This is a genomic window from Pontimicrobium sp. IMCC45349 (assembly GCF_047219225.1).
Taxonomy (GTDB): domain Bacteria; phylum Bacteroidota; class Bacteroidia; order Flavobacteriales; family Flavobacteriaceae; genus IMCC45349.
The window spans coordinates 2,249,596-2,271,823 of sequence record NZ_CP178208.1 but is presented as its reverse complement, the minus strand read 5'-3'; the positions used below and the strand labels follow the sequence as shown (position 1 = coordinate 2,271,823).

Annotated in this window: 29 protein-coding genes; 14 read left to right on the top strand and 15 right to left on the bottom strand. The window is 30.9% G+C overall.

Annotated elements, in window-relative coordinates; genetic code table 11:
* The first annotated feature begins 13 nt into the window (after positions 1-13).
* The 9 genes from ACLII3_RS10635 (at position 14) to ACLII3_RS10595 (ending at position 5,291) form a co-directional block, all read left to right on the top strand.
* A complete protein-coding gene (locus tag ACLII3_RS10635) occupies positions 14-634 on the top strand; it encodes a hypothetical protein (protein WP_412984211.1) in 621 nt (206 codons plus the stop codon).
* A gap of 21 nt (positions 635-655) precedes the next feature.
* On the top strand, positions 656-940 hold the full coding sequence (locus ACLII3_RS10630) for a hypothetical protein (RefSeq protein ID WP_412984210.1): 285 nt from the start codon (positions 656-658) through the stop codon (positions 938-940).
* Between the two features lie 16 nt (positions 941-956).
* Positions 957-1,250 (top strand): winged helix-turn-helix domain-containing protein, encoded by a 294-nt coding sequence (locus tag ACLII3_RS10625; RefSeq protein WP_412984209.1) that lies wholly within the window; start codon positions 957-959, stop codon positions 1,248-1,250.
* Positions 1,251-1,289: 39 nt separating this feature from the next.
* Positions 1,290-1,784 carry a Coq4 family protein gene (locus ACLII3_RS10620; RefSeq protein WP_412984208.1) on the top strand — a complete coding sequence of 165 codons (495 nt, stop codon included), beginning with the start codon at positions 1,290-1,292 and terminating at the stop codon, positions 1,782-1,784.
* 10 nt (positions 1,785-1,794) lie between these two features.
* Positions 1,795-3,177 carry a cell envelope integrity protein CreD gene (creD, locus tag ACLII3_RS10615; protein WP_412984207.1) on the top strand — a complete coding sequence of 461 codons (1,383 nt, stop codon included), beginning with the start codon at positions 1,795-1,797 and terminating at the stop codon, positions 3,175-3,177.
* A gap of 82 nt (positions 3,178-3,259) precedes the next feature.
* On the top strand, positions 3,260-3,556 hold the full coding sequence (locus ACLII3_RS10610; protein WP_412984206.1) for a hypothetical protein: 297 nt from the start codon (positions 3,260-3,262) through the stop codon (positions 3,554-3,556).
* On the top strand, positions 3,550-3,927 hold the full coding sequence (locus tag ACLII3_RS10605; RefSeq protein WP_412984205.1) for a DUF2809 domain-containing protein: 378 nt from the start codon (positions 3,550-3,552) through the stop codon (positions 3,925-3,927). The genes ACLII3_RS10610 and ACLII3_RS10605 overlap by 7 nt, the downstream gene beginning before the upstream one ends.
* Positions 3,924-4,598 (top strand): DUF1361 domain-containing protein, encoded by a 675-nt coding sequence (locus ACLII3_RS10600; protein ID WP_412984204.1) that lies wholly within the window; start codon positions 3,924-3,926, stop codon positions 4,596-4,598. Before ACLII3_RS10605 ends, ACLII3_RS10600 begins: the two co-directional genes overlap by 4 nt.
* A 60-nt stretch (positions 4,599-4,658) precedes the next feature.
* Positions 4,659-5,291: a vancomycin high temperature exclusion protein gene (locus ACLII3_RS10595; RefSeq protein WP_412984203.1), complete on the top strand. Its 633-nt coding sequence runs from the start codon at positions 4,659-4,661 to the stop codon at positions 5,289-5,291.
* A 2-nt stretch (positions 5,292-5,293) separates the two neighbouring features.
* Here ACLII3_RS10595 and ACLII3_RS10590 read toward each other — a convergent pair whose 3' ends face one another.
* From ACLII3_RS10590 to ACLII3_RS10550, 9 genes are all read right to left on the bottom strand, one after another.
* On the bottom strand, positions 5,294-5,875 hold the full coding sequence (locus tag ACLII3_RS10590; protein WP_412984202.1) for a hypothetical protein: 582 nt from the start codon (positions 5,873-5,875) through the stop codon (positions 5,294-5,296).
* 4 nt (positions 5,876-5,879) lie between these two features.
* Positions 5,880-7,283 carry a M20/M25/M40 family metallo-hydrolase gene (locus ACLII3_RS10585; RefSeq protein ID WP_412984201.1) on the bottom strand — a complete coding sequence of 468 codons (1,404 nt, stop codon included), beginning with the start codon at positions 7,281-7,283 and terminating at the stop codon, positions 5,880-5,882.
* A 190-nt stretch (positions 7,284-7,473) separates the two neighbouring features.
* Positions 7,474-8,352, bottom strand: a complete 879-nt coding sequence (locus ACLII3_RS10580; protein ID WP_412984200.1) for a PPK2 family polyphosphate kinase — start codon at positions 8,350-8,352, stop codon at positions 7,474-7,476.
* 7 nt (positions 8,353-8,359) lie between these two features.
* Positions 8,360-9,523: a sigma-54-dependent transcriptional regulator gene (locus ACLII3_RS10575; RefSeq protein ID WP_412984199.1), complete on the bottom strand. Its 1,164-nt coding sequence runs from the start codon at positions 9,521-9,523 to the stop codon at positions 8,360-8,362.
* A gap of 11 nt (positions 9,524-9,534) precedes the next feature.
* Positions 9,535-10,362: a mechanosensitive ion channel family protein gene (locus ACLII3_RS10570; protein ID WP_412984198.1), complete on the bottom strand. Its 828-nt coding sequence runs from the start codon at positions 10,360-10,362 to the stop codon at positions 9,535-9,537.
* A gap of 3 nt (positions 10,363-10,365) precedes the next feature.
* Positions 10,366-11,682 (bottom strand): ABC transporter permease, encoded by a 1,317-nt coding sequence (locus ACLII3_RS10565; protein ID WP_412984197.1) that lies wholly within the window; start codon positions 11,680-11,682, stop codon positions 10,366-10,368.
* A 1-nt stretch (position 11,683) separates the two neighbouring features.
* A complete protein-coding gene (locus ACLII3_RS10560) occupies positions 11,684-12,610 on the bottom strand; it encodes an ABC transporter ATP-binding protein (protein ID WP_412984196.1) in 927 nt (308 codons plus the stop codon).
* A 244-nt stretch (positions 12,611-12,854) separates the two neighbouring features.
* Complete coding sequence (dnaJ, locus tag ACLII3_RS10555) at positions 12,855-13,973, bottom strand: molecular chaperone DnaJ (RefSeq protein ID WP_412984195.1); 1,119 nt, start codon at positions 13,971-13,973, stop codon at positions 12,855-12,857.
* 9 nt (positions 13,974-13,982) lie between these two features.
* Complete coding sequence (locus ACLII3_RS10550) at positions 13,983-14,525, bottom strand: nucleotide exchange factor GrpE (protein ID WP_412984194.1); 543 nt, start codon at positions 14,523-14,525, stop codon at positions 13,983-13,985.
* A 171-nt stretch (positions 14,526-14,696) separates the two neighbouring features.
* Between ACLII3_RS10550 and ACLII3_RS10545 the strand changes: the two genes are divergently transcribed.
* From ACLII3_RS10545 to ACLII3_RS10535, 3 genes are all read left to right on the top strand, one after another.
* On the top strand, positions 14,697-15,353 hold the full coding sequence (locus tag ACLII3_RS10545; protein WP_412984193.1) for a YceI family protein: 657 nt from the start codon (positions 14,697-14,699) through the stop codon (positions 15,351-15,353).
* Between the two features lie 145 nt (positions 15,354-15,498).
* The gene (locus ACLII3_RS10540; RefSeq protein WP_412984192.1) at positions 15,499-15,963 is read left to right on the top strand and encodes a hypothetical protein; all 465 of its coding nucleotides are present in this window, start codon (positions 15,499-15,501) and stop codon (positions 15,961-15,963) included.
* Positions 15,964-16,008: 45 nt separating this feature from the next.
* Positions 16,009-16,617: a hypothetical protein gene (locus ACLII3_RS10535; RefSeq protein WP_412984191.1), complete on the top strand. Its 609-nt coding sequence runs from the start codon at positions 16,009-16,011 to the stop codon at positions 16,615-16,617.
* Positions 16,618-16,629: 12 nt separating this feature from the next.
* Here the strand turns inward: ACLII3_RS10535 and ACLII3_RS10530 are convergent, their stop codons facing one another.
* The 6 genes from ACLII3_RS10530 to ACLII3_RS10505 form a co-directional block, all read right to left on the bottom strand.
* Positions 16,630-17,283, bottom strand: a complete 654-nt coding sequence (locus tag ACLII3_RS10530) for a uracil-DNA glycosylase family protein (RefSeq protein ID WP_412984190.1) — start codon at positions 17,281-17,283, stop codon at positions 16,630-16,632.
* Between the two features lie 2 nt (positions 17,284-17,285).
* Positions 17,286-17,618 (bottom strand): hypothetical protein, encoded by a 333-nt coding sequence (locus ACLII3_RS10525; protein ID WP_412984189.1) that lies wholly within the window; start codon positions 17,616-17,618, stop codon positions 17,286-17,288.
* A 7-nt stretch (positions 17,619-17,625) separates the two neighbouring features.
* On the bottom strand, positions 17,626-18,384 hold the full coding sequence (gene yaaA / locus ACLII3_RS10520) for a peroxide stress protein YaaA (protein ID WP_412984188.1): 759 nt from the start codon (positions 18,382-18,384) through the stop codon (positions 17,626-17,628).
* A 98-nt stretch (positions 18,385-18,482) separates the two neighbouring features.
* Positions 18,483-18,992 carry a hypothetical protein gene (locus ACLII3_RS10515; RefSeq protein WP_412984187.1) on the bottom strand — a complete coding sequence of 170 codons (510 nt, stop codon included), beginning with the start codon at positions 18,990-18,992 and terminating at the stop codon, positions 18,483-18,485.
* Between the two features lie 23 nt (positions 18,993-19,015).
* Positions 19,016-20,047, bottom strand: coding sequence for an RluA family pseudouridine synthase (locus ACLII3_RS10510; RefSeq protein WP_412984186.1), 1,032 nt, complete (start codon positions 20,045-20,047; stop codon positions 19,016-19,018).
* 1 nt (position 20,048) lies between these two features.
* A complete protein-coding gene (locus ACLII3_RS10505; RefSeq protein ID WP_412984185.1) occupies positions 20,049-20,615 on the bottom strand; it encodes a PASTA domain-containing protein in 567 nt (188 codons plus the stop codon).
* Between the two features lie 158 nt (positions 20,616-20,773).
* Here ACLII3_RS10505 and ACLII3_RS10500 point away from each other — a divergent pair, with 158 nt between their 5' ends.
* On the top strand, positions 20,774-21,748 hold the full coding sequence (locus ACLII3_RS10500; protein WP_412984184.1) for a D-alanine--D-alanine ligase: 975 nt from the start codon (positions 20,774-20,776) through the stop codon (positions 21,746-21,748).
* A gap of 18 nt (positions 21,749-21,766) precedes the next feature.
* Positions 21,767-22,222, top strand: coding sequence for a pantetheine-phosphate adenylyltransferase (gene coaD, locus ACLII3_RS10495; RefSeq protein ID WP_412984183.1), 456 nt, complete (start codon positions 21,767-21,769; stop codon positions 22,220-22,222).
* Positions 22,223-22,228: the final 6 nt, after the last annotated feature.

Below are 22,228 nucleotides of genomic sequence, written 5' to 3'. Positions count from 1 at the left end.
AAAGTACTTTACTATGGAGAATAAAAAATATATAGACGACTTAGCAGAAATAAAAAATTTGATGAACAAATCATCTCGATTTCTATCACTTAGTGGTTTATCTGGAGTATTAGCAGGTATATATGCTCTTATTGGTGCTTATCTAGCTTATAATATTATATATGTAACACAAAACATTGGTGATGATTATACAACCATAGTATTATATGAGCTAGAAATGATTCAGTTATTTGCAATAGCCTTTGGAGTGGTAATTTTATCAATACTTACAGGCATTATTCTTAGTTGGAAAAAAGCGAAAAAAAATAATGAAAAAATGTGGGATGCATCAAGTAAACGATTACTAATAAACTTTGCGATCCCATTGGCTACTGGTGGCTTTTTTATTCTTGCATTAATAGAAAAAGAGAGTTTTGTTTTTATTGCTCCATTAACTTTGGTGTTTTATGGATTAGCATGTGTTAATGCAAGCAAATATACACTTGGAGGCATTCGTTATTTAGGTATTACTCTCATATTAATTGGACTATTATCTGTTTGGAACTTAGGATTCGGGCTTTTCTTTTGGGCTTTAGGCTTTGGAGTATGTCATATTATTTACGGTGCTTGGATGCATTTTAAATATGACAGATAATTGATTAACAATATAAACATTATGAAGTTTAAGGTTTTAAAAATCATATTTATAATTGTATTCTCAATTTTAATGATTCCATTTATTGCATCACAAATAAGTGAAAGTGTAAATTGGACACTAATGGATTATGTGATTGCTGGAGGCATACTTTTAGTAACTGCATTAATAATTAACTTTGTATTTAATAAAATAAAAAACTTAAAATATAGAACTGTTATAATTATTTTACTCTTTCTTCTACTACTTTTATTGTGGGCAGAAATGGGAGTTGGTATATTTGGCTCACCAATAGCAGGAAACTAGTTATATTAAATTATTAATGAGTTTAATCGCAAACATAAATAAAGCTTTTGATCATCGCATACGTTTAGGTATTATGTCAATACTTATGGTAAACGAGTATGCCGATTTTAATATGCTAAAGGAACTCTTAGATGTTACTGACGGTAATTTAGCTAGTCACTTAAAAGCTCTTGAAAAAGTAGAATATATTAAAATTGAAAAACAGTTTATTGGTCGTAAACCTAATACAAAATATAGTACTACTCCTTTAGGAAAAAAAGAATTCGAAAACCATATCAAGGCTTTAGAACGTATAATAAATAAGACGTAATATTTTTTTACATTTTAACTTTGAAAAACAAAGTACTTTATGGAATATAGAAAACAACTTATAAAATGGCTTTTTAATAAATCACAAAAGATTTATACGTCTTTATTTAAAAAAAATAAAGCCTGGGGATTAACTACAAATGATTTATTACAATTGCCTACACACAGCATCGGATTTCGTTTAGGAACATTTTTAAAGGATAATGATTTTGAATTACTACCAAAAGTGGAGCGTCATGATGCGTATCATGTAATTACAGGTTATGGAACAAATGTTGAAGATGAAATTGCATTACAATGCTTATGTTTTGGCAATGGAAAACGCAGTCCATACCTATATGGAGCAATGATTTTAGGCTTGCTTATTCTTCCAGATTACTATAAATATTACTACAAATCATATTGCTTAGGAAAAAATGCAAATCCTTTTCATCATTATGATTACAAAAAGCTTTTAAAAATATCTATTACAGACTTTAGAACTGCAATTTTCAATAAAAAACAATTAATAAATATAGAATGTAAAACCGCTTAAACTGTATCTTATGGAAATCATCGAAAATCAAAATCAGCAACCTCAACAAAACAAAAACAAATTTGGGCATTGGGTAAAAACTTCAATCACAGCTCGTATGCTTATGGTAGGACTTTTAACCATTATTCTATTAATTCCATTATCATACATTAATAGTCTTATTACCGAACGTGCAATGAGGCAACAAGATGTAGTTAAAGAGATTAACGAAAAATGGGGAAATGATGTATTAGTTTATGGTCCTATATTAAAATTGCCTTATAAAACTTATTCTGAAAAGAAAACCTACGACGAAAAAACAAAAACCTATTTCATAGAGACGCAAACACATACTAATTATGCTTATATATTTCCTGAGATGCTAAATACAAATAGTACAGTAGATTCTAAAACGCTTAAACGTGGCAACTTTGAATCCGCAGTGTTTACAACTAAAATGGCTTTTTCTGGTAAGTATAGCATACCTCAACTTAGTGCTAAAGACATAAAAGAAGAAGATATTATTTGGGACAAAGCTACCATACTCGTGCAAACCTCAAACTTAAAAGGTATAAAGAGCGAAGTCAATATAAATATGAATAAAAACAATTATTCATTCGATACAAATTTTAATAATAAAAGTAGCTACTTGGATGAGTTGGAGTCTAACTTTATAAAAACAAGTGATGTTCCAAAAAATGAAGCCATTAACTTCGATTTTAATATTGCATTTAATGGTAGTGAAATGATTCGTGTAGTTCCAATTGGAAAAACTACTACCATGCAAATGACATCCAATTGGGCAGATCCAAGTTTTACAGGTAATTTTTTACCTGATGATGAAACCAAAGAAATTACTAAAGAAGGGTTTAAAGCAAACTGGAAAGTATTACATATAAACAGACCATTTTCACAGCAATATTTAAACACCATTCCTAATTTAAATCAGTTTGCGTTTGGAACAAAATTTATGGTCATGGTTGATGAATACCAAAAAAGTGAACGTTCAGCTAAATACGGATTTTTAGTTATTGGCCTTACTTTTTTAGTCTTCTTTCTTATACAAACCATGAGCAAAATAAACATTCATCCATTCCAATATTTAATGATAGGCTTAGCACTAACTATGTTTTATACTTTATTAGTATCTATATCTGAGCACAGTAACTTTTTAAAAGCCTACCTTATTGCTGGAGTATCAGTAATATTATTAATAACATTATACTCTAAGTCTATACTAAAAACATTCAAGTTTCCGTTATTTATTGCGATATCTCTTACAGCATTATATGCGTTTATATATGTGATTATTCAGTTAGAAAATTATGCGCTAATAGTAGGCAGTATTGGTCTATTCTTAATATTAGCAACAGTCATGTTTGTATCAAGAAAAATAGACTGGAACAACGGTTAGTTTAGTTAGTTATTCATTTAGCGTTAGTACTTCCTCGTTCTTATAACGAGAACGAGGATTTACTTTTTAATTTAATAAACATATGAACACATTTATAAATTCTGGAAAAGTAACAGCCATTGTTAGCTTTATAATAGGCACAATTATTCTCATACTACACATTTATTTAAAAGATGAAATAGGTATTATGATTATTGGCTTATATTATACCATTGCCGCATTCTTTATCAACGCAATTCTTTTTTTAAGCCTCATAATCGCAGCATTTATTAAAGAAAAATATCGCAAACAATTAGCTGCATCAGCAGGAATATTATTAGTAAATATTCCTATTGCATTTATTTATATCCTCATCGTATTTCAATTTAACAAATGGTAAAATCACTCACATACAACAAAACATATTTTGTGCTATTTATACTGTTATTAATAATTGAAGCACTAATTGCCTACTTTTTAAAATCAGGTTTTATACGACATACATTTGGAGACTACTTAGTAGTGATTTTATTATACTGTTTTATTAAAAGTTTTGTTAAAGCAAAAACCTTTACAGTAGCAACTTTCGTACTTATTATAGCATATGTTATTGAGGTACTACAATACTTCAACCTGTTAGCGTATTTAAACTTAGAAAACAGTACAATAGCTAAACTAATTTTAGGCAGCACATATCATTTTGAAGACATAATTGCATACACATTAGGTGTATTAACCATTTTATTAATAGAAAAAGAACGAATAATATGAACGCATTAACAACCCTTATTATAAATAGATTTCAAATATTAGGTTTACTTTTTTTATCATTAACATTAAGTGTAGTTTTATTGTCCTTACGTATAAAACTTAACCAATCATTCTTTTATCTATTCTTGGTTTGGAACCTATTTCTTGCTGTTATACCATATGCTATTACAACTTATATTGCCTCCAAGGGCAAAGTCAATAAATTCATTCTCCTTTTTTGGTTTGTAGTTTGGCTACTATTTTTACCAAATGCTCCTTACATTGTTACCGATTTATTGCATCTTAGATTGGGTAAAACTCAAATGTTATGGTTAGATGTGCTTGTAGTTACTTCTTTTGCTTTAAACGGTTTAATACTATTCTTTTTAAGTATTATGGATTTTGAAAATATTTTAAAGAAAAATCTAAAAAGCAATCTTATAAAACCTGTACTAATTAGTGTTTTCTTTTTAACAGGTTTTGGCATGTATTTAGGACGTTTTTTACGTTTTAATTCTTGGGATATTATACAACATCCACAGCTGTTAATTAATGAAATAATTGACATTATAATAAAACCAAATACGCATTTTGAAGCTTGGGCATTTACCTTAAGTTTTGGTGTCTTTTTATCGCTTACCTATTATTTAATTAAAAACCTAAAGGATACAAATTCACATCAAATAGGATAATAATATTTGGCTTGATTAAGTTATATTTACTGTAGTTCTAAATCAAACAAAAAATCCTAAATGAAAAAATTCCTCAAACGTCTAATCCTACTTATCATATTACTTTCTTGTAGCATATTAATTCCTAATAAGCTAGTAAAACGCAAGGCCAAGGATAAGTTGTTTACAGAGGTTAATACTATTCCTAAAAATAAAGTGGGTGTCCTTTTAGGAGCGAGTAAATATGTTAATAATGGACGCATAAATTTATTTTATAAATACAGAGTTGAAGCTGCAGTAAAACTGTATAAAGCTGGTAAAATAGATTTTATATTAGTGAGTGGTGATAATGGATCAAAAGATTATGATGAGCCTTCAACTTTTAAGGCAGACCTTATTGCTCAAGGTGTTCCCGAGAGTAAAATCTATTTAGACTATGCAGGTTTTAGAACTCTAGATTCTATGGTAAGAGCTAAAGAAATTTTTGGTCAAGATGCCATTACAGTCATTTCTCAAAAGTTTCATAACGAACGTGCTATTTACTTAGCGTCTCATTTTGATATAAAAGCTATTGGATTTAATGCAAAAGATGTAAGTATTCAATATAGCAAAGGCACACATTACAGAGAATATCTGGCAAGAGCCAAAGCTGTTTTGGATATTATTTTTGGAGTGGATCCTAAGTTTTTAGGTGAACAAATTGAAATAAAATAAACCTACTCTTTTACTTTTCCTGAAAACACACTTACATTAGAACTAAAAGGATTTCCTGAAGCACGTCGTAACATTACTACTTGCCCACAGTGCCATACTGCATCTTCTATTGGACCATTTATTTGATTCCAAAATGGAAATTCTGAAGTGTTTCCACCTCTTTTAAAAACAATTGTAAATTCCTCTAAACTTTTACTTACTCTAAAAATATCTGCAGCTGTTTTAAAATTCTCTAATGTCTTTTTTCTCTTTTCTTCAAACGACAAAGTTTCTTCTTCTCCTCTTTCATTAGGCACTTTTAAAGCAGAATTTACAATAACCTTAGACAAACCATAAATATGGTCAATTGTTTCATCAGAAGTTCTTCCAGATTCACTCGCTTTATAAGCTAAGTCTTCAGCTCTCAATCCTTCAGTTGCCCAATAATAACGAAAACCTAAGCCTTCAATCATTCTAGCTACTACTGTACATTCATTATATACTGAAGGCGCCTCAGGAATTTCATAAAATGGTAAAGTTTTATCTTGTGCTAACAAGTTTCCTGTTAATAAAACACATAAAGCAAAAACAAATCTAGCTTTCATAACATTAGTCTTTTAATTGTTGATTTATTCTTATTGGATTGATACCATACTTATCAATTAAATACACCAATGAAGTCATAGTTGCAGCACCAAGTTCCAACTCACGTTTATTTACAGCATCAAAGGTATCGCTTGCAGCATGATGGTGATCAAAATAACGTTGTGAATCTGGACGCAAACCAGCAAGCACATTACTATCTGCTTTTAAAGGTCCAACATCTGCTCCACTTCCTCCTTTTTCAAAATAGTGAATTAAATAAGGCTTAAATAAAGGTTTCCAACTAAGTATTTGTTCAAAATTTGCATCACTACAATCAAAACTAAATCCTCTTGGAGTAAATCCACCTGAATCACTTTCTAAAGCAAAAATGTGATTCTCTCCTTTTCGCTTTGCTTCGGCTGCATATTTTTTCCCACCTCTTAAACCATTTTCTTCATTCATAAATAAAACAACTCTTAAGGTACGTTTAGGCTTAATTCCTGTTTCTTTAAACATTCTTAAAACATCCATAGATTGTACCACACCTGCACCATCATCATGCGAACCATCTCCAATATCCCAAGAATCCAAATGACCACCAACTACAATATACTCGTTTGGATATTCACTTCCTGTAATTTCTCCAATTACATTATATGACAGTACATCTTTTAACTGCTTACAATTTTGTTTAAAATAGAATTTAATATCACTATCTATTTTAAGCATACCACTTAATTTATCGGCATCATTAGTACTTATAGCAGCAGAAGCAATACGTTGATTATTTGGTAAATCGCCATAAGTCATACTTCCTGTATGTGGATAATCATCTTGTGCCAAAGTCATTGAACGCACAATTACACCTACAGCTCCCATTTTTCCAGCTTCCATTGCACCAGCATAACGTTGATCTACACAACCTCCATAAGCATTAAATGTATTTATTAAAGTTTCATTCATTTCGCGATTAAAAAACACAATTTTGCCTTCTACATCTTTTCTATCCAAAGCTTTTAACTCATCAATACCTTGTACTTCTACAACATTTGCTTTTACTCCTAATGCAGGCGTAGATACAGAACCACCTAATGCGCAAATATTCACATTTATCGTTTCTCCTGGAGCAGTTTCTATATATGCAAATTCAGGATTACCTCTCACCCATTTTGGCACCATTACTGGTTGTAACCACACTTTATCTAAACCTAGTTCCTCTAACTGTTCTTTAGTATACTCAACAGCTCTTTCTGCGTTTAACGATCCTGATAAACGCCCTCCTATTTGATTTGATAAATAGTCTAACCATTGGTAGCTCATACCGTTACTTAATGAAGTGTCATAAATTTTCTTAATATTTTCGGCATCTGTTTGCGCATTTATAGTCACTGATATTAAAATGGCTAGTAGAAGTATTATTTTTTTCATCTAGATAGTGTTTTATTTAAGTTGATGATTAAAAAGCTAAATATAGTATTTATGTAATTGATTTTTTTATAAATTATTCATAAAAAAATCCAGCCTAAGCTGGATTTAATCATCGTTGCATGAATAAACTAAATTATTATTTAGTTAATGATGATATTATTAAGACTATAAAGTTCCCCTAAGGTTTAGTTTACTCATTTTCTAATGCATTTTTATACTCTGATAAATGGGCTTTTGTTTTATCATCTAATTCAGGTTCTTGAATATCAGTATAAGCTTTAAGTGCATCATATAATATTTTTGCAACCATATATCTTGCAACAGGTTTATTATCGGCAGGAATAGTATACCAAGGTGCATGTGGTTTTGATGTACGATTTAAAGCATCTTCATAACAAACTTGATAATTATCCCAAAGTTTTCGCTCTTTTAAATCGCCTGCTGAGAACTTCCAATTCTTCTCTTTCTTATCTAAACGACGTAAAAGTCTATTTTTTTGTTCTTCTTTAGATAAGTGTAAAAAGAACTTAAAAATAATAGTTCCGTTATCTGAGATATGCTTTTCAAAATTATTTATTTGCTCAAATCGCGCATCCCAAAAAGCATCATCAATATCTTCAACCGAATTAACTGAAGGAATGTTTTCACTCAAAATATACTCAGGGTGCACGCGTGTTACTAATACATTTTCATAATGTGTACGATTAAAAACACCAAACTTACCTCTTGCAGGTAATGCTATATAATGCCTCCAAATATAATCATGTTTTAATTCGAGCTCAGTAGGCACCTTAAAGCTATGCACTTCAACACCTCTTACATTAAAATCTTTAAAAACTTCACGTATTAAGCTGTCTTTACCAGCAGTATCCATCCCTTGTAAGCAAATTAATGCAGCATATTTACCATGAGCATACATTGTATCTTGGAGCTTTCCTAGCTTTTTACGAGTACGTCTTAATTCTTTTTCGACAACCTCATCATCAACTTCTAAATGCAAATTGGTTTTGCGATTACTTAACTGAATTGGCTCAGTAACTCTAAATGATTCTAAATTAATATGCTCCATAATTACATTATTTACTTGCGAATAGTTTCACGTCTGTTTCACTTACTTCTGCTTCACCTAAAATAATTAATCTCTCAACAACATTGCGTAATTCACGAATATTTCCTGTCCAATCATATTCTTTCAATAACCTAATTGCAGCTTTAGAAAATGATTTTTTAGCAACACCTTGTTCATTGGCTATTTTTGCAGAAAAATGTTCAATTAGTAGTGGAATATCATCTCTTCTATCATTAAGAGCTGGCACCTTAATTAGTATTACAGCCAATCTATGATAAAGATCTTCTCTAAACTTACCATCTGCAATTTCCTTTTTTAAGTCTTTATTTGTTGCTGCAACTACACGTACATCAACTTTAATATCTTTATCACTACCAACCCGTTGAATACGACTTTCTTGTAATGCCCTAAGTACTTTTGCTTGTGCAGACAAACTCATATCACCTATTTCGTCAAGAAAAATAGTTCCTCCATTTGCAGCTTCGAATTTTCCAGCTCTATCTTTATTGGCGCTTGTAAAAGCACCTTTTACATGCCCAAATAATTCGCTTTCAATAAGCTCACTTGGAATTGCTGCACAGTTTACCTCAATCATAGGTCCTTTAGCACGCTCACTTTTTTCATGAAGCCAATGTGCCACTAACTCTTTTCCTGTTCCATTTGGTCCAGTCACTAGTACTCTAGCATCAGTAGCAGCAACTTTATCTATCATGACTTTAATTTGAGAAATAGCATCACTATCTCCAATCATTTCGTACTTCTTGCTAACCTTCTTTTTTAAACGTTTATTTTCTACAACTAGTTCTTTTCTATCTAAAGCATTTCTAACTGTATTTAATAATCTATTTAAATCTGGTGGTTTTGATATATAATCAAAAGCTCCTAAACGCATTGTGTTTACAGCTGTATCCAAATCACCATGACCAGAAATCATTACCATTGGTATTTCTGGTTTTATCTTTTTTACTGCTTCTAGTACTTCAACACCATCCATTTTTGGCATTTTAATATCACAAAGTACAAGGTCGTAATCTTCTTTTTTTATTTTATCAATTCCAACTAATCCATCTTCGGCTTCTTCTACTTGATAGGTATCATTTTCTTCGGAAAGTATTTTCCCTAACACTCTTCTAATAGCAGCTTCATCTTCTATTATTAATATTTTTGGCATAATTTGTCTTTTTATTTGTTAAACACATGCACATCGCGCTGTGGAAACGGAATAGTAATATCGTGTTTTTGAAACATCTCGTTAATTTTAAAACGAATATCGCTTTGCGGCATTATGGCTTCAAAACTATTATTTAATGTAAATACTAATTTGAAATCTAGAGAACTATCTCCAAAATTCATGAATAGTACTATCGGTTCTGGTTTCTTTAAAACTGCTGGATGATTATTTGCAACCTCTAACAATATTTTTTTTACCAACTCTACATCGCTACCATAAGCTACACCAACACTTACACTTTCTCTTGTCTTGGTTCCGTTTTCTGTCCAATTATATAAAATTGAGGTTAAATACTTATGATTAGGTATAACCAAAACCTTATTATCTATGGTCACAGCTCTAGTGGTTCTTAACTTTATCTCAACAACTCTGCCAACTTTTCCATCAATTTCAATAATATCTCCTACATGAACAGATTGATCAACTAAAATAAAGATTCCAGATATGATATCTTGAAAAAACGTTTGTAAGGCTAAACCAACACCAACTAATAAAGCTGCAGATGCAGCAAATATTGCTGTAACATTAATCCCCATGTTATCCATAGCTATTAATATTACAACGAGGTAAATAAAATAACGTGTAAACGAGAACACCGAAGTAAACTTAGGCTTATCTTCTTCTGGTAGTTTTCTAGTAATAAGCTTTTTTAAAACCTTTAAAATAACAGCTGTTATAATAAAAACAACTATTATTATTAGTATCATTTTTGGAGACAAATGTCCATTTTGCCCAAAAGTGATAATGTCTTCATTTAAAAACTCATTAATTTCTTTCATTGTCTAGTATTTTAACCACTTAAACAGTTCTTTATATGTTGGTTTTTTACCATACATTAATATTCCAACTCTATAAATTTTTGCTGCAAACCAAACAGTAAACATAAATGTACCTATTAATATTAATACTGAAAGTACTTGCTGCCACAACGGAACACCAAATGGAATACGCATTAACATAACTACTGGCGACGTAAATGGTATAAATGAAAAAACTGTTGAAACAGTACCATGAGGATCTTCAATAACTGTAAAAATTCCAACATAAACCGCTAAAATTAATGGCATCAATATTGGCATCATAAATTGCTGTGTATCTGTTTCGTTATCAACAGCTGCTCCAACTGCAGCATACAATGAACTATATAATAAATAACCTCCTATAAAGAAGAATATAAAGGCAATAATTAAATTTAGTATTGGTAAACTTCTAAATTCATTAAATATTAATTGTGCTTGATCGTTAATATCTGGATTTTCCATCGCTTGCTGCATTAACTCTTGCTGTGGTGTTTGCATTTGTGATAAATCGATATTAAAGATAGTTGTGACTACTGTTAATAATACACCACCTAAAATCATCCAGATTAAAAACTGTGTAATTCCTGCTAGTGAAGTACCTATAATTTTACCTAGCATTAATTGAACTGGTTTAACCGAAGAAATAATAACTTCAATAATTCTACTTGTTTTTTCTTCAATTACACTACGCATAATCATATTACCATAAATAATGATAAACATGAATAATAAATAACCTGCAGCTCCACCAAAGGCAAGTTTCATAATATTTCCAACTTTAGAGGTTTGCTCTCCAGAAAAGTTTTCTTGATTGATATTAACATGTATTTTAGCAGCTTCTATTTGCTCTAAGCTAATACCTTCAACTTCTAATAACTTAAGTTCAGACAGGTTTTTCTCTATTTTTGATTCTAATCCAGAAATTACGGTTAATGATGGAGAATCTTCAGAGTAAAATTTAATCGATTTAGAAACTTCCTCAATATTATTAGTTTTAGACACATGTAAAAGTCCATATTCCTCTGAAGCCTTAACAATTTCCTTGGCTGCTTCTAAGGTTACATTTTCTAATTTATGATACTTGGTATTTTCTGTATCCTCAAATAGAGTTTCAACTAATCCTGACTCATCTAGAATAGCTATTGTTCTTACTTTATCATTATTTAATTGCGACAAATAAGCTACTAGAGCTATTAATGCTATCATTATTATTGGACTTAAAATAGTCATAATAATGAACGACTTATTTTTAACCTTAGTAAGGTATTCTCTTTTGATAACTAATGGTAAATGATTCATGCTAGTTATTTTTAACGGTTTGAATAAAAATATCATTGGCACTTGGCACCAACTCATTAAAATGATTTACTTGAGCTTGACTTGTTAGGTATGTAAGTAAATCGTTTGAAGACTCATTAGAGTTTAACTTAATATTTAACTTTAAATCGTCATTCAATGATTTAAAATCGGCTGGCGAAATTTCAAACTTCCCTTTTAAGTTATTCATTAACTGTGTTTGATTATCAGTTAACAATCCAACCTCATATGTGTTTGTTTTATATTGACGCTTAATATCTATTAACTTACCATCCAATATTTTGTTGGATTGATGTATTAAAGCTATATGATCGCATAATTCCTCAACAGACTCCATACGATGGGTAGAAAAAATAACTGTAGCGCCTTCTTCTCTTAGTTGTAAAATTTCGTCTTTAATTAGGTTAGCATTAATTGGATCAAATCCTGAAAATGGTTCGTCAAAAATTAACAGTTTGGGTTTATGTAAAACCGTTACCACAAACTGTATTTTTTGAGCCATTCCTTTTGATAACTCTTGTATCTTTTTATTCCACCAATCACCAATTTCTAGCCTTTCAAACCAATATTTTAATCGCTTTTTTGCCTCTGCTTTAGGCAATCCCTTTAATTGCGCTAGATACAAAGCTTGCTCACCTACTTTCATAGATTTATACAAGCCTCTCTCTTCTGGTAAATAACCTATATGTTGTATATGGTGAGCTTCTAAAGGTTCACCATCAAGCATCACTGTACCAGTATCTGGCATTGTTATTTGATTAATAATTCTAATAAGCGTTGTTTTTCCTGCACCATTTGGACCTAGCAATCCAAAAATGCTGCCTTTAGGAACTGTAATAGAAACATTATTTAAAGCCTTAAAGTCTCCAAAGTTTTTGGATACTGAATTGACTTCTAGCAAATTGTTCATGAAGTAGTGTTTTGTTTAAATAAGTATTGTAAAGATATTAATTGTTACAGTTTAATCCTGTTGATTCACGCAAAATTTTCTTTACAAATATGCTATAAATAAAGAAATAAGAATTCCTCTAAAAATACAAAACCCACCCTTATTGCTAAGGATGGGAAAAATTGCTATGAAAAAGAAAAATTATCACTAATGATTTAGTGATAACTCAAATATAGTATTTTTTTAGTTAAATAGCACTTTAATACTATGAAAACATATCTTTTACTTTTTCGAAGAAAGATTTGTCAGAACTTTCTGGTTTAGGAGAAAAATGCTCATCATCTCTCATTTTTTCGAAAAACTCTTTTTGTTGCTTATTAAGTGTTTTAGGTGTCCAAACATTAACATGTACAAGTAAATCTCCTTTACCATAACCATTAATACTTGGAATCCCTTTACCACGTAATCTTAATATTTTTCCAGACTGTACTCCAGCTTCAATTTTAATTCTCACTTTACCAGTAACAGTATCTATTTCTTTAGAAGTTCCTAAAACAGCATCTGGTAAGCTTACATACATATCGTAATGTAAATTATCGCCTTCGCGTTGTAAAGTTGGATGATCTTCTTCAGTAATAGCTACTAATAAATCTCCTGAGATTCCGTTTCCAGGTGCAGAATTTCCTTTTCCAGAAACTTTTAATTGCATACCATCAACAACACCAGCAGGAATTTTGATTGATACTGTTTCTTCCTCTATTATCAACCCTTGAGCATCAGCTCCAGCAGGTTTTTTATCAATAGTTTGTCCAGCACCTCCACATGCATTACATGGTGCAGAGGTTTGCATTCTTCCTAAAATAGTATTGGTAATACGCGTAACTTGACCAGAACCGTTACATGTAGAACATGTTTTATAACTTACTCCTGGCGCTTGAACTTTACGCTTAACTTTTATTTTTTTCTCTACACCATTAGCAATTTCTTCAAGAGTTAACTTAACTCTAATACGTAAATTACTTCCTTTTACAACACGTTGTCTTTGACCTCCGCCAAAGCCGCTAAATCCGCCACCTCCAAAGGCTCCTCCAAAAATATCACCAAATTGGCTGAATATGTCATCCATATTCATACCTCCACCACCAAAGCCTCCAGCACCATCAAATGCTTGGTGACCAAATTGGTCGTAGCGCGCTTTTTTGTCTGCATCACTTAATACTTCGTAGGCTTCGGCAGCTTCTTTAAACTTTTCTTCAGCGTCTTTATCATCTGGATTTTTATCTGGATGATATTTAATAGCCATTTTTCTATAGGCTTTCTTTATTTCAGCTTCAGAAGCACCTTTGCTTATGCCTAATACTTCGTAATAATCTCTTTTTGCCATGCTATATTATTATTGGCCAATTACAACTTTAGGGAAACGAATTACTTTTTCTCCTAGTTTATAACCTTTTTCAATTACATCAATAATCTTTCCTTTTAAATCATCAGAAGGTGCAGGAATTTGCGTTACTGCTTCATGATTATCTGCATTAAACTGGTCGCCTTGAGCCACCTCTATTTGCGCTAATCCTTTTTGCTCTAATGTATTTAAAAGCTTTTGATAAATAAGCATTACGCCTTTACGTAATTCTTCTGCTTCTTTATCTTCGTCAATATGACTTAATGCACGTTCAAAATCGTCTAAAACTGGTAATAATGACAGCATAACCTCTTCACTAGCAGTTTTAAATAATTCTACACGCTCTTTAGACGTACGTCTTTTATAGTTTTCGAACTCAGCAAATAAACGTAAAAACTTATCTTTTTCACTTTGTAATTCGCCTTGTAATTGTTCTTCAACAGAAAGCTCTACGGTTTCCTCTTGAGTAGTTTCTTCTTGTTGCATCTCTACTTGTTCGTCTAAAACTTCCTCAGATTTACTTTTCTTGCTCATATTTTAATAAACTCTAGGTTTTAAAATTTTCTTCTTTATAATAGTTGGCAAAAGTACTGCCATTATTATTAAAATGTCAAAATGTCACAAAATATTTTTAGATATTTTTTTGATTGATTTTAGCAACTATATGTATTTTTGTTTGAAACACATAAATAAACATTAACACAAATGAAATTAAACCTATTAAAATCTATAACTATGCTTGCTTTAGTCATGGTTATGGTTGGATGTAAAGACAAAGCTAACGAAGCAGAAACTACAGCTGCTGAAAACGCAACTGAAGCTAAAGCTACTTCGGTAAAATATATGGTAGATGCTTCTAGCTCTACTATTGAATGGACTGGTTTTAAACCTACAGGAAAACACAACGGAACTTTAAATTTAGAAAGTGGTGTATTTACAGTAAACAACAATGCTTTAGAGAGCGGTTCGTTTTTATTAGATATGAACTCGATTGTTGTATTAGATATTCCTGCTGAAGAAGATAGCAATGCCGACTTAGTTGGACACTTAAAAAATGCTGACTTTTTTGATGTAGAAAATCATGCTAATGCTGCTTTTGATGTTACTGGTTTTGAAACTAAAGATGGTAAAAATTTATTATCTGGAAACTTAACTATGAAAGGTATTAAGCACAATGTAACTTTTCCTGTAAACGTAACAACTGAAGGTGATGTGCTAACTATAAACAGTGAAGCATTTACTATTGATCGTACAAAATGGGACATTAAATACAAGTCAAAATCGGTTTTTGGAGATTTAGGAGACAAGTTTATTAATGACGATATTGAATTAAAAGTAACTGTTAAAGCTAAAAAGTCTTAACTAGTTTATTTTTAAAATATTTGAAAGCCTTACTAAACAGTAAGGCTTTTCTTTTGAAAGAAATTTCTTTAAATTTACAGATATAAACACATATAGAGTTAAAAACAATTGTTTTTATTCTGTTGTTGTACATAATATAATCTGAATGAGAAACTTCCTTTTTTTATTAATGGTTCTGACCTTTTCATCTTGTGAATTAAATAATCAAATTGAACTTGATGGAAATTGGATAATAACGGAAATGACCTATGATGGGGAAAGTGTATACCCAAAAACTCTAAATCAAAGAATTCGGATAACATATGCTGGATATGAAAATTCTGAAAACATCATTTTTAAAGTATCTGACTCAACTATAACTCTTCCTGGATTCGAATCAGTACAATTAAAAACAGAATTTACTTTTGATAAAGGGAAGCTTAAAGTTAAATCTGCTGACTCCAATACTAAATCTAAATTGGCTAATAAAATATTTAGTGGAACTTATGACTTAACCTTTTCTAACAGAAAAAAAATATTAAAATTAAAGTCGGATAAAACTTCTATCAATATGATTAGTCAAAAAAAAATAATAAGTAATGCTGTTGACAAAGTGTTTGATGGGTTATAAAATCTCCATCAAACAATGCGTAAAAAAAATCTCTAAAAGAGCTACATGACAAAACTTATCGTCTTAATAACAATAGCAATTATCCTACTCTTTGTATTTATTATAATTTTAATTTATGCAATTATTAAAAAGAGTAAACGGTTATTATGGCTTTCGGCTTTATCACTCGCTTTACTTTTTTGTACTGGAACTTACACCTTGTATTATGGTTTAAAAAAAGGGAAAGAAAAAACACTATCCATAACAAAGAATGCTTTTGAAAAGGCGTTTCCAAAATTTGACAGCGAAACACCAGATACAGAATCAAACAAAAAACATTTTAGCGATTTTTTAAAAGTTAACATAACTCCAGATGTAAAGAACATTTATTGTTTTGATGACACCTTTGGTCAAGATGCAGATTTCATGTTTGCTTTTAATTGCGACTCTTTAACCACTATAAAAATTATTGAACATCACTTATTAAAAAAAGATAGCTTAGCTGGAAACGACTCTGAAAGTTTACAACACGACTTCTTTTGGTGGGACAAAAAGAAAATACGTGAGTTAGAATGTTTTTCTTGGGACTCAAATAATGAAGGTAAAAATATCCACAAACGCTTTTGGTACGACCAAAAACTTAAGAAAGCATATTATTTTGAATTTGATTTGTAATAAAAATGCTTGCTATAAATACTCTCTGTACTGCATTATCCTAAAATCAAACGTATTAAAACTAGGATTAGAGGCTTTAAGTTGCTTATATAATGGCAACCTACTAATTGAAATATTTGCTGCTCCAGAGCCTGAAGTTAACGACACCGTTTTTATAAGTCTATCTCCCAACAGAAATTGGTGAACTCTAGGCACTTCATTATCAACAAGACTTAATTTTAACTGATACTCTTTTAAGTGTCTTCTAAAAAAATACTCTGGTCCATTTTTGCTATTACCACCTGTAAACAAGAGAGTTTCAATGTTTGGATACTTTTTTAAATATCCAATTACATTACGCAGCTTAATGTTTTGCATACCTAAATCGGAAGCGTCAATTTTTTCGCGTTCGGCACTTTCAACAATATCGCAGACACCAATTTTATGTTTAATTAAAAATGCTTTACGCTCATCTATAGCTTCTTGCGAATTGTTATAACGCAATCCTAGATTATGAATTTCATCTATAAATAACCACAGACTATTATAGTAACTACCATAACAAAAATCAACATCCTTTTCAAGTAGTTCACCAGTTGAAAAACGAGGTGGTGGTAAAGTACCAACTATAAGTTTTGTAGTATCTTTTTGTATAAAAGGCTTGTAAGGATGCTGATGAAAAAACATAGTTACAACTTAAACTTATCTCCTATTTTTTTTCCAATTATATATGCTCCAAGAATCGCAAATACTATAACAACTATATTTATAAATATGTATAAAGCGAATAACCCAATACTATCTTTTGAGTTAAAACAAAAGGTTGAAGTTATACAAACATCAATTGCATCTTCTTGCAAAAAGGTCAGACTAAAACTTGCTGCAAACAACATTACAATTGCCCAAATAACATAGGATAATGTTTTGTTTTTTGGTGCTTTTCCTGTTGGCTTAAAAACATCACGTTCTTCTTGAGTACGTTTATTCTTTTGTAAAGACCAAACTGTTTTTTTGTCTTCCATTTAAGTGTTATCTAGTAAATACTAACTCATTCTCAGATGATAAATTGGCATCAAATCCATAACGCTCATAATTAAACCCTTTTACATCATCAAGCGTTTTTGCATTGGTATCAATAATATAACGTGCCATTAACCCTCTAGCTAACTTAGAAAATATAGCTATGTTTTTATAAGCATCGTTTTTAAACTCTAAAAACGTAATATTTATTACAGGTACTTTTAATGCTTTGGTGTCTATTGCTTTAAAATATTCATTACTAGCAAGGTTTAAGAATAGCTCATCATCTTCCAACTCATCATTTAAAGCAGAGGTAATTTTCTTCTTCCAAAACTCATATAGATTTTTGTTTTTACCAACTGGAAATTTTGTTCCCATTTCTAATCTATAAGGTTGTACTAAATCTAATGGTTTTAAAACCCCATACAATCCCGAAATAATGCGCACTGTATCTTGTACTTCCTCTAACTTTTCTACAGGAATATTATAAGCATCTAAACCTCTATATACATCGCCACTAAAAGCATAAATTGCTTGTCTAGAATTATCTAAGGTAAAAGGTAATTGCCATTCTTGGTTACGTTCATAATTAAGCTGCCCTAAAGCATCAGAAATCTTCATGAGTTTAGATAAACTCTTAGCCGATTTCTTTTTAAGCAACTTATTTAAGCGTTCTGACTCCTTTAAAAAACAACTTTCTGTTGTAGATTTTGTTGGTAAAGGACTTTCAAAATTCAACGACTTTGCAGGTGATAATACTAGTTTCATAAGCAATTACTAATCTATTATTTATTTCTATTCAAATTTAACCCTAAGTCTTTTGAAATAAAAGCGTTTTAAATAGTAATTCTAAATTAACTAATAGATTATTCCACTAGTTGATACGTAAAAGTAGCAGGGATTAATATTTCTATAGCTGTTAAACTAGCATCTGTATATAAAGGAAAGTCAATATCTACAAAGGTTAGTGTATTTCCAACTACAGTTCCTGTTGCTGAGAAATTTTGATAAGTAAAGGTTCTTTGGTTGTTATTTTGAGACCAGTTAATATCTATTACCTGAGGTGCACTCAAATCACTACAAACACCAGCTACACTACTTGTTTGGCTATCAAAATATATAGCTACGCTCTTTGTGATGTGCTCTTCACCTGTTCCGTTTGAATACAAAAAATAATTATCGAATCCTGTACAACCTAATTCAGCTGTCAAGTTTCCTGTATAATCATTATCTCCATTAAAATCATAAAAATCGTTTACTTCTATAGACTGTAACTCCCAAGTTTCAGATAAAACTCTTGCTCCATCATCGTTACTATCTCCACAAGAAGTAATAATAACAGCTAATAAGATTAATAAGGCGAACTTAATTTTCATAATTCATGAATTATATTAAACATTTACTCAGCATGCTTTGAGTAATTTCTCCACTTCTCTATACACTGCACTATATCTTCTGGAGTTTCAGAAGTAAAACTCATCCATTCTCCAGTAGTTGGATGCTCAAATCCTAAAGTTTTTGCATGTAGTGCTTGCCTAGGTAATACTTTAAAACAGTTTTCAACAAACTGTTTGTACTTAGTAAACGTAGTTCCTTTTAAAATCTTCTCGCCTCCATAACGCTCGTCATTAAATAAAGTATGACCTATGTGTTTCATATGCACACGTATTTGATGCGTACGTCCAGTCTCTAATTTACAAGATAGTAAGGTTACATAACCTAAACGCTCTAACACCTTAAAATGAGTTACTGCAGGTTTTCCTTTGTATGCTTCCTCATCTAAAAACACAGTGTTTTGAAGTCTGTTTTTGGGATGTCTACCTATATTTCCTTCAATAGTCCCTTCGTCGTCTTCAATATTCCCCCAAACTAAAGCTATATATTCTCGCTCACTAGTTTTTTCGGCAAATTGATTGGACAAATGCGTCATCGCATTTTCAGTTTTTGCAACTACCAGCAATCCACTAGTATCTTTGTCTATACGATGTACTAAACCAGGTCGCTCACTAGAGTTGTTTGGTAAATTATCAAAATGAAAGGTAAGGGCATTTATTAAGGTTCCTGAATAGTTTCCATGTCCAGGGTGCACCACCATGCCTGCAGGTTTATTAACAACTAACACCTCATCATCTTCATAAACAATATCAATTGGTATGTCCTCTGGAACTAATAAGTTTTCATAAGGAGGATGTTCAAACAGCACTCTAATATCGTCTAACGGTCTTACTTTATAATTTGATTTTACAGCAGTTCCATTAACACGAATATTACCATCTTTTGCAGCAGCTTGAATTTTACTTCTTGTCGCGTTTTCTATAAAATTCATTAGGTACTTATCAATACGTAATGGTTGTTGACCTTTGTCAACTACAAACGAATGATGCTCGTACAAATCATTCTTTTCAGGTAAATTATAGTCTGTTTCTTCCATGTTAATTTCTTTTGGAAGATTTGTTACCATTTCCTAATACCAAATCTATCTTAGTAGTTTTTTGAAGCATCGTTCCTGGTGTAACTTTTTCTCCTTTATATTTCATTTCTAACACTTCATCTTTTCCTATATCATCTACATAAGAAATATTCCCTACTGTAAAACCAAGAGCTTCTAAGGTAGGTTTTGCTTGCCTAAACGTTCTACGAATAATATTAGGCACACCAACTTTTCTATAACCAGAAGGGTTTAATATTAAGTAAATCTTACGATCTTCTTTTACTTGACTTCCTGCTAAAGGATCTTGTTCAATAACTGCACCTTGAGGATATTTTGGATTGTAATTTGAAGAATCTTGGATTTCAAACCTTAAGTCGTTATCAGTAAGTTCAATTTCAACTACATCTAAAGTTTTTCCTTTTAATTCAGGTACTTCAACAAATTCACCATGATTTGTTGAAAAATTCAGCCATTTTAATACTAAAAAAATTAGTACAACTGTGGCTACAATAGCCAAAATCAATTGTTTAACAAATACTTTACTCGTAAGAAATTTAACTAGACTCATTGTGTGACTTATATTTAGCAAAACTAAACAAATAATTTCTTGTATGAAATCTCTGCTGCTTTAGATTTATTATATACGTTATATTAAACTAAAAAGGTTTTTCGTTACATTTATAAATAATACTTTTACAAAACGAATTATCAAGATATTTATTTAATATGAAAAAAAATGTAGCCATAATAATGGGAGGATTTTCTAGCGAATATGAAATCTCTCTTAAAAGTGGAAATGTAGTTTACGAAGTTTTATGCGACTCTAACTACACACCTTATCGTGTTCATATTTTTAAAAATAAATGGGTTTATGTGGATACAGATAATAACGAGCATCCAATAAACAAACATGATTTTTCAGTAACTATAAATTCAGAAAAAATTACGTTTGACTGTGTTTTTAATGCCATACATGGTGCACCTGGAGAAGATGGTTATATGCAAGCCTATTTTGAGTTATTAAACATTCCTCATACAAGTTGTGGTATGTATCAAGCAGCATTAACTTTTAATAAGCGAGACTGTTTAAGTACATTAAAACCTTATGGTATTAAAACTGCCGAAAGCTATTACTTAAACCTTGGTGACCATATAGACCAAGATGCTATCATTGACAAAGTTGGCTTACCTTGTTTTGTAAAAGCAAATAAAGCTGGAAGTAGTTTTGGAGTGTCTAAAGTGCATAAAAAAGAAGAGTTATTAAAAGCTATTGATGTTGCTTTTAAAGAAGATAACGAAATTATTATTGAAGCTTTTTTGGATGGCACTGAAGTATCAGTAGGTGTTATTAAATTTAAAGGCAAAGTTATTGTGTTACCAATTACAGAAATTGTAAGCGATAACGACTTTTTTGACTACGAAGCTAAGTATCTTGGACAATCGCAAGAAATTACACCAGCTCGTTTAACACCTGAGCAAGAACACCAAGTAAATACCATCGCTAAAAAAGTATATGAAATTTTAAAAATGGATGGTTTCTCTAGAAGTGAATATATTTTTAAAAATGGTGAACCTCATCTTTTAGAAATGAACACAGTTCCTGGAATAACTAAAGAAAGTATTTTGCCTCAACAAGCAGTTGCTGCTGGTATTTCTTTAGAAGAATTGTTTACTAACGCTATTGAAGAAGCTCTAAAATAAAAACGCTATTTTTATATTATGAAAAAAGCCATTTTCCCAGGATCTTTTGATCCTTTAACTTCTGGACACTACGATATAATTACACGTGGCGTAAAACTATTTGACGAAGTAATAGTTGCTATTGGTATTAATTCGGCAAAAAAATACATGTTCTCTCTAGAAGAACGTAAAAAATTTATTGAAGAAGCTTTTGCCGATGAACCAAAAATTAAAGTTGTTTCATACGAAGGATTAACCGTTGATTTTTGTAAAGAAATAGGTGTAGATTTCATTTTACGTGGTTTACGGAATCCTGCGGATTTTGAATTTGAAAAGGCTATTGCACATACCAATCGTGACTTAGCTCCTATTGAAACTGTATTTTTATTAACATCTGCTCAAACATCGTATATATCTTCCTCAATAGTTCGAGAAGTAATTAGAAATAATGGAGATTACACTAAACTTGTTCCTAAAAGTGTAAGAATGAAATAACAACAC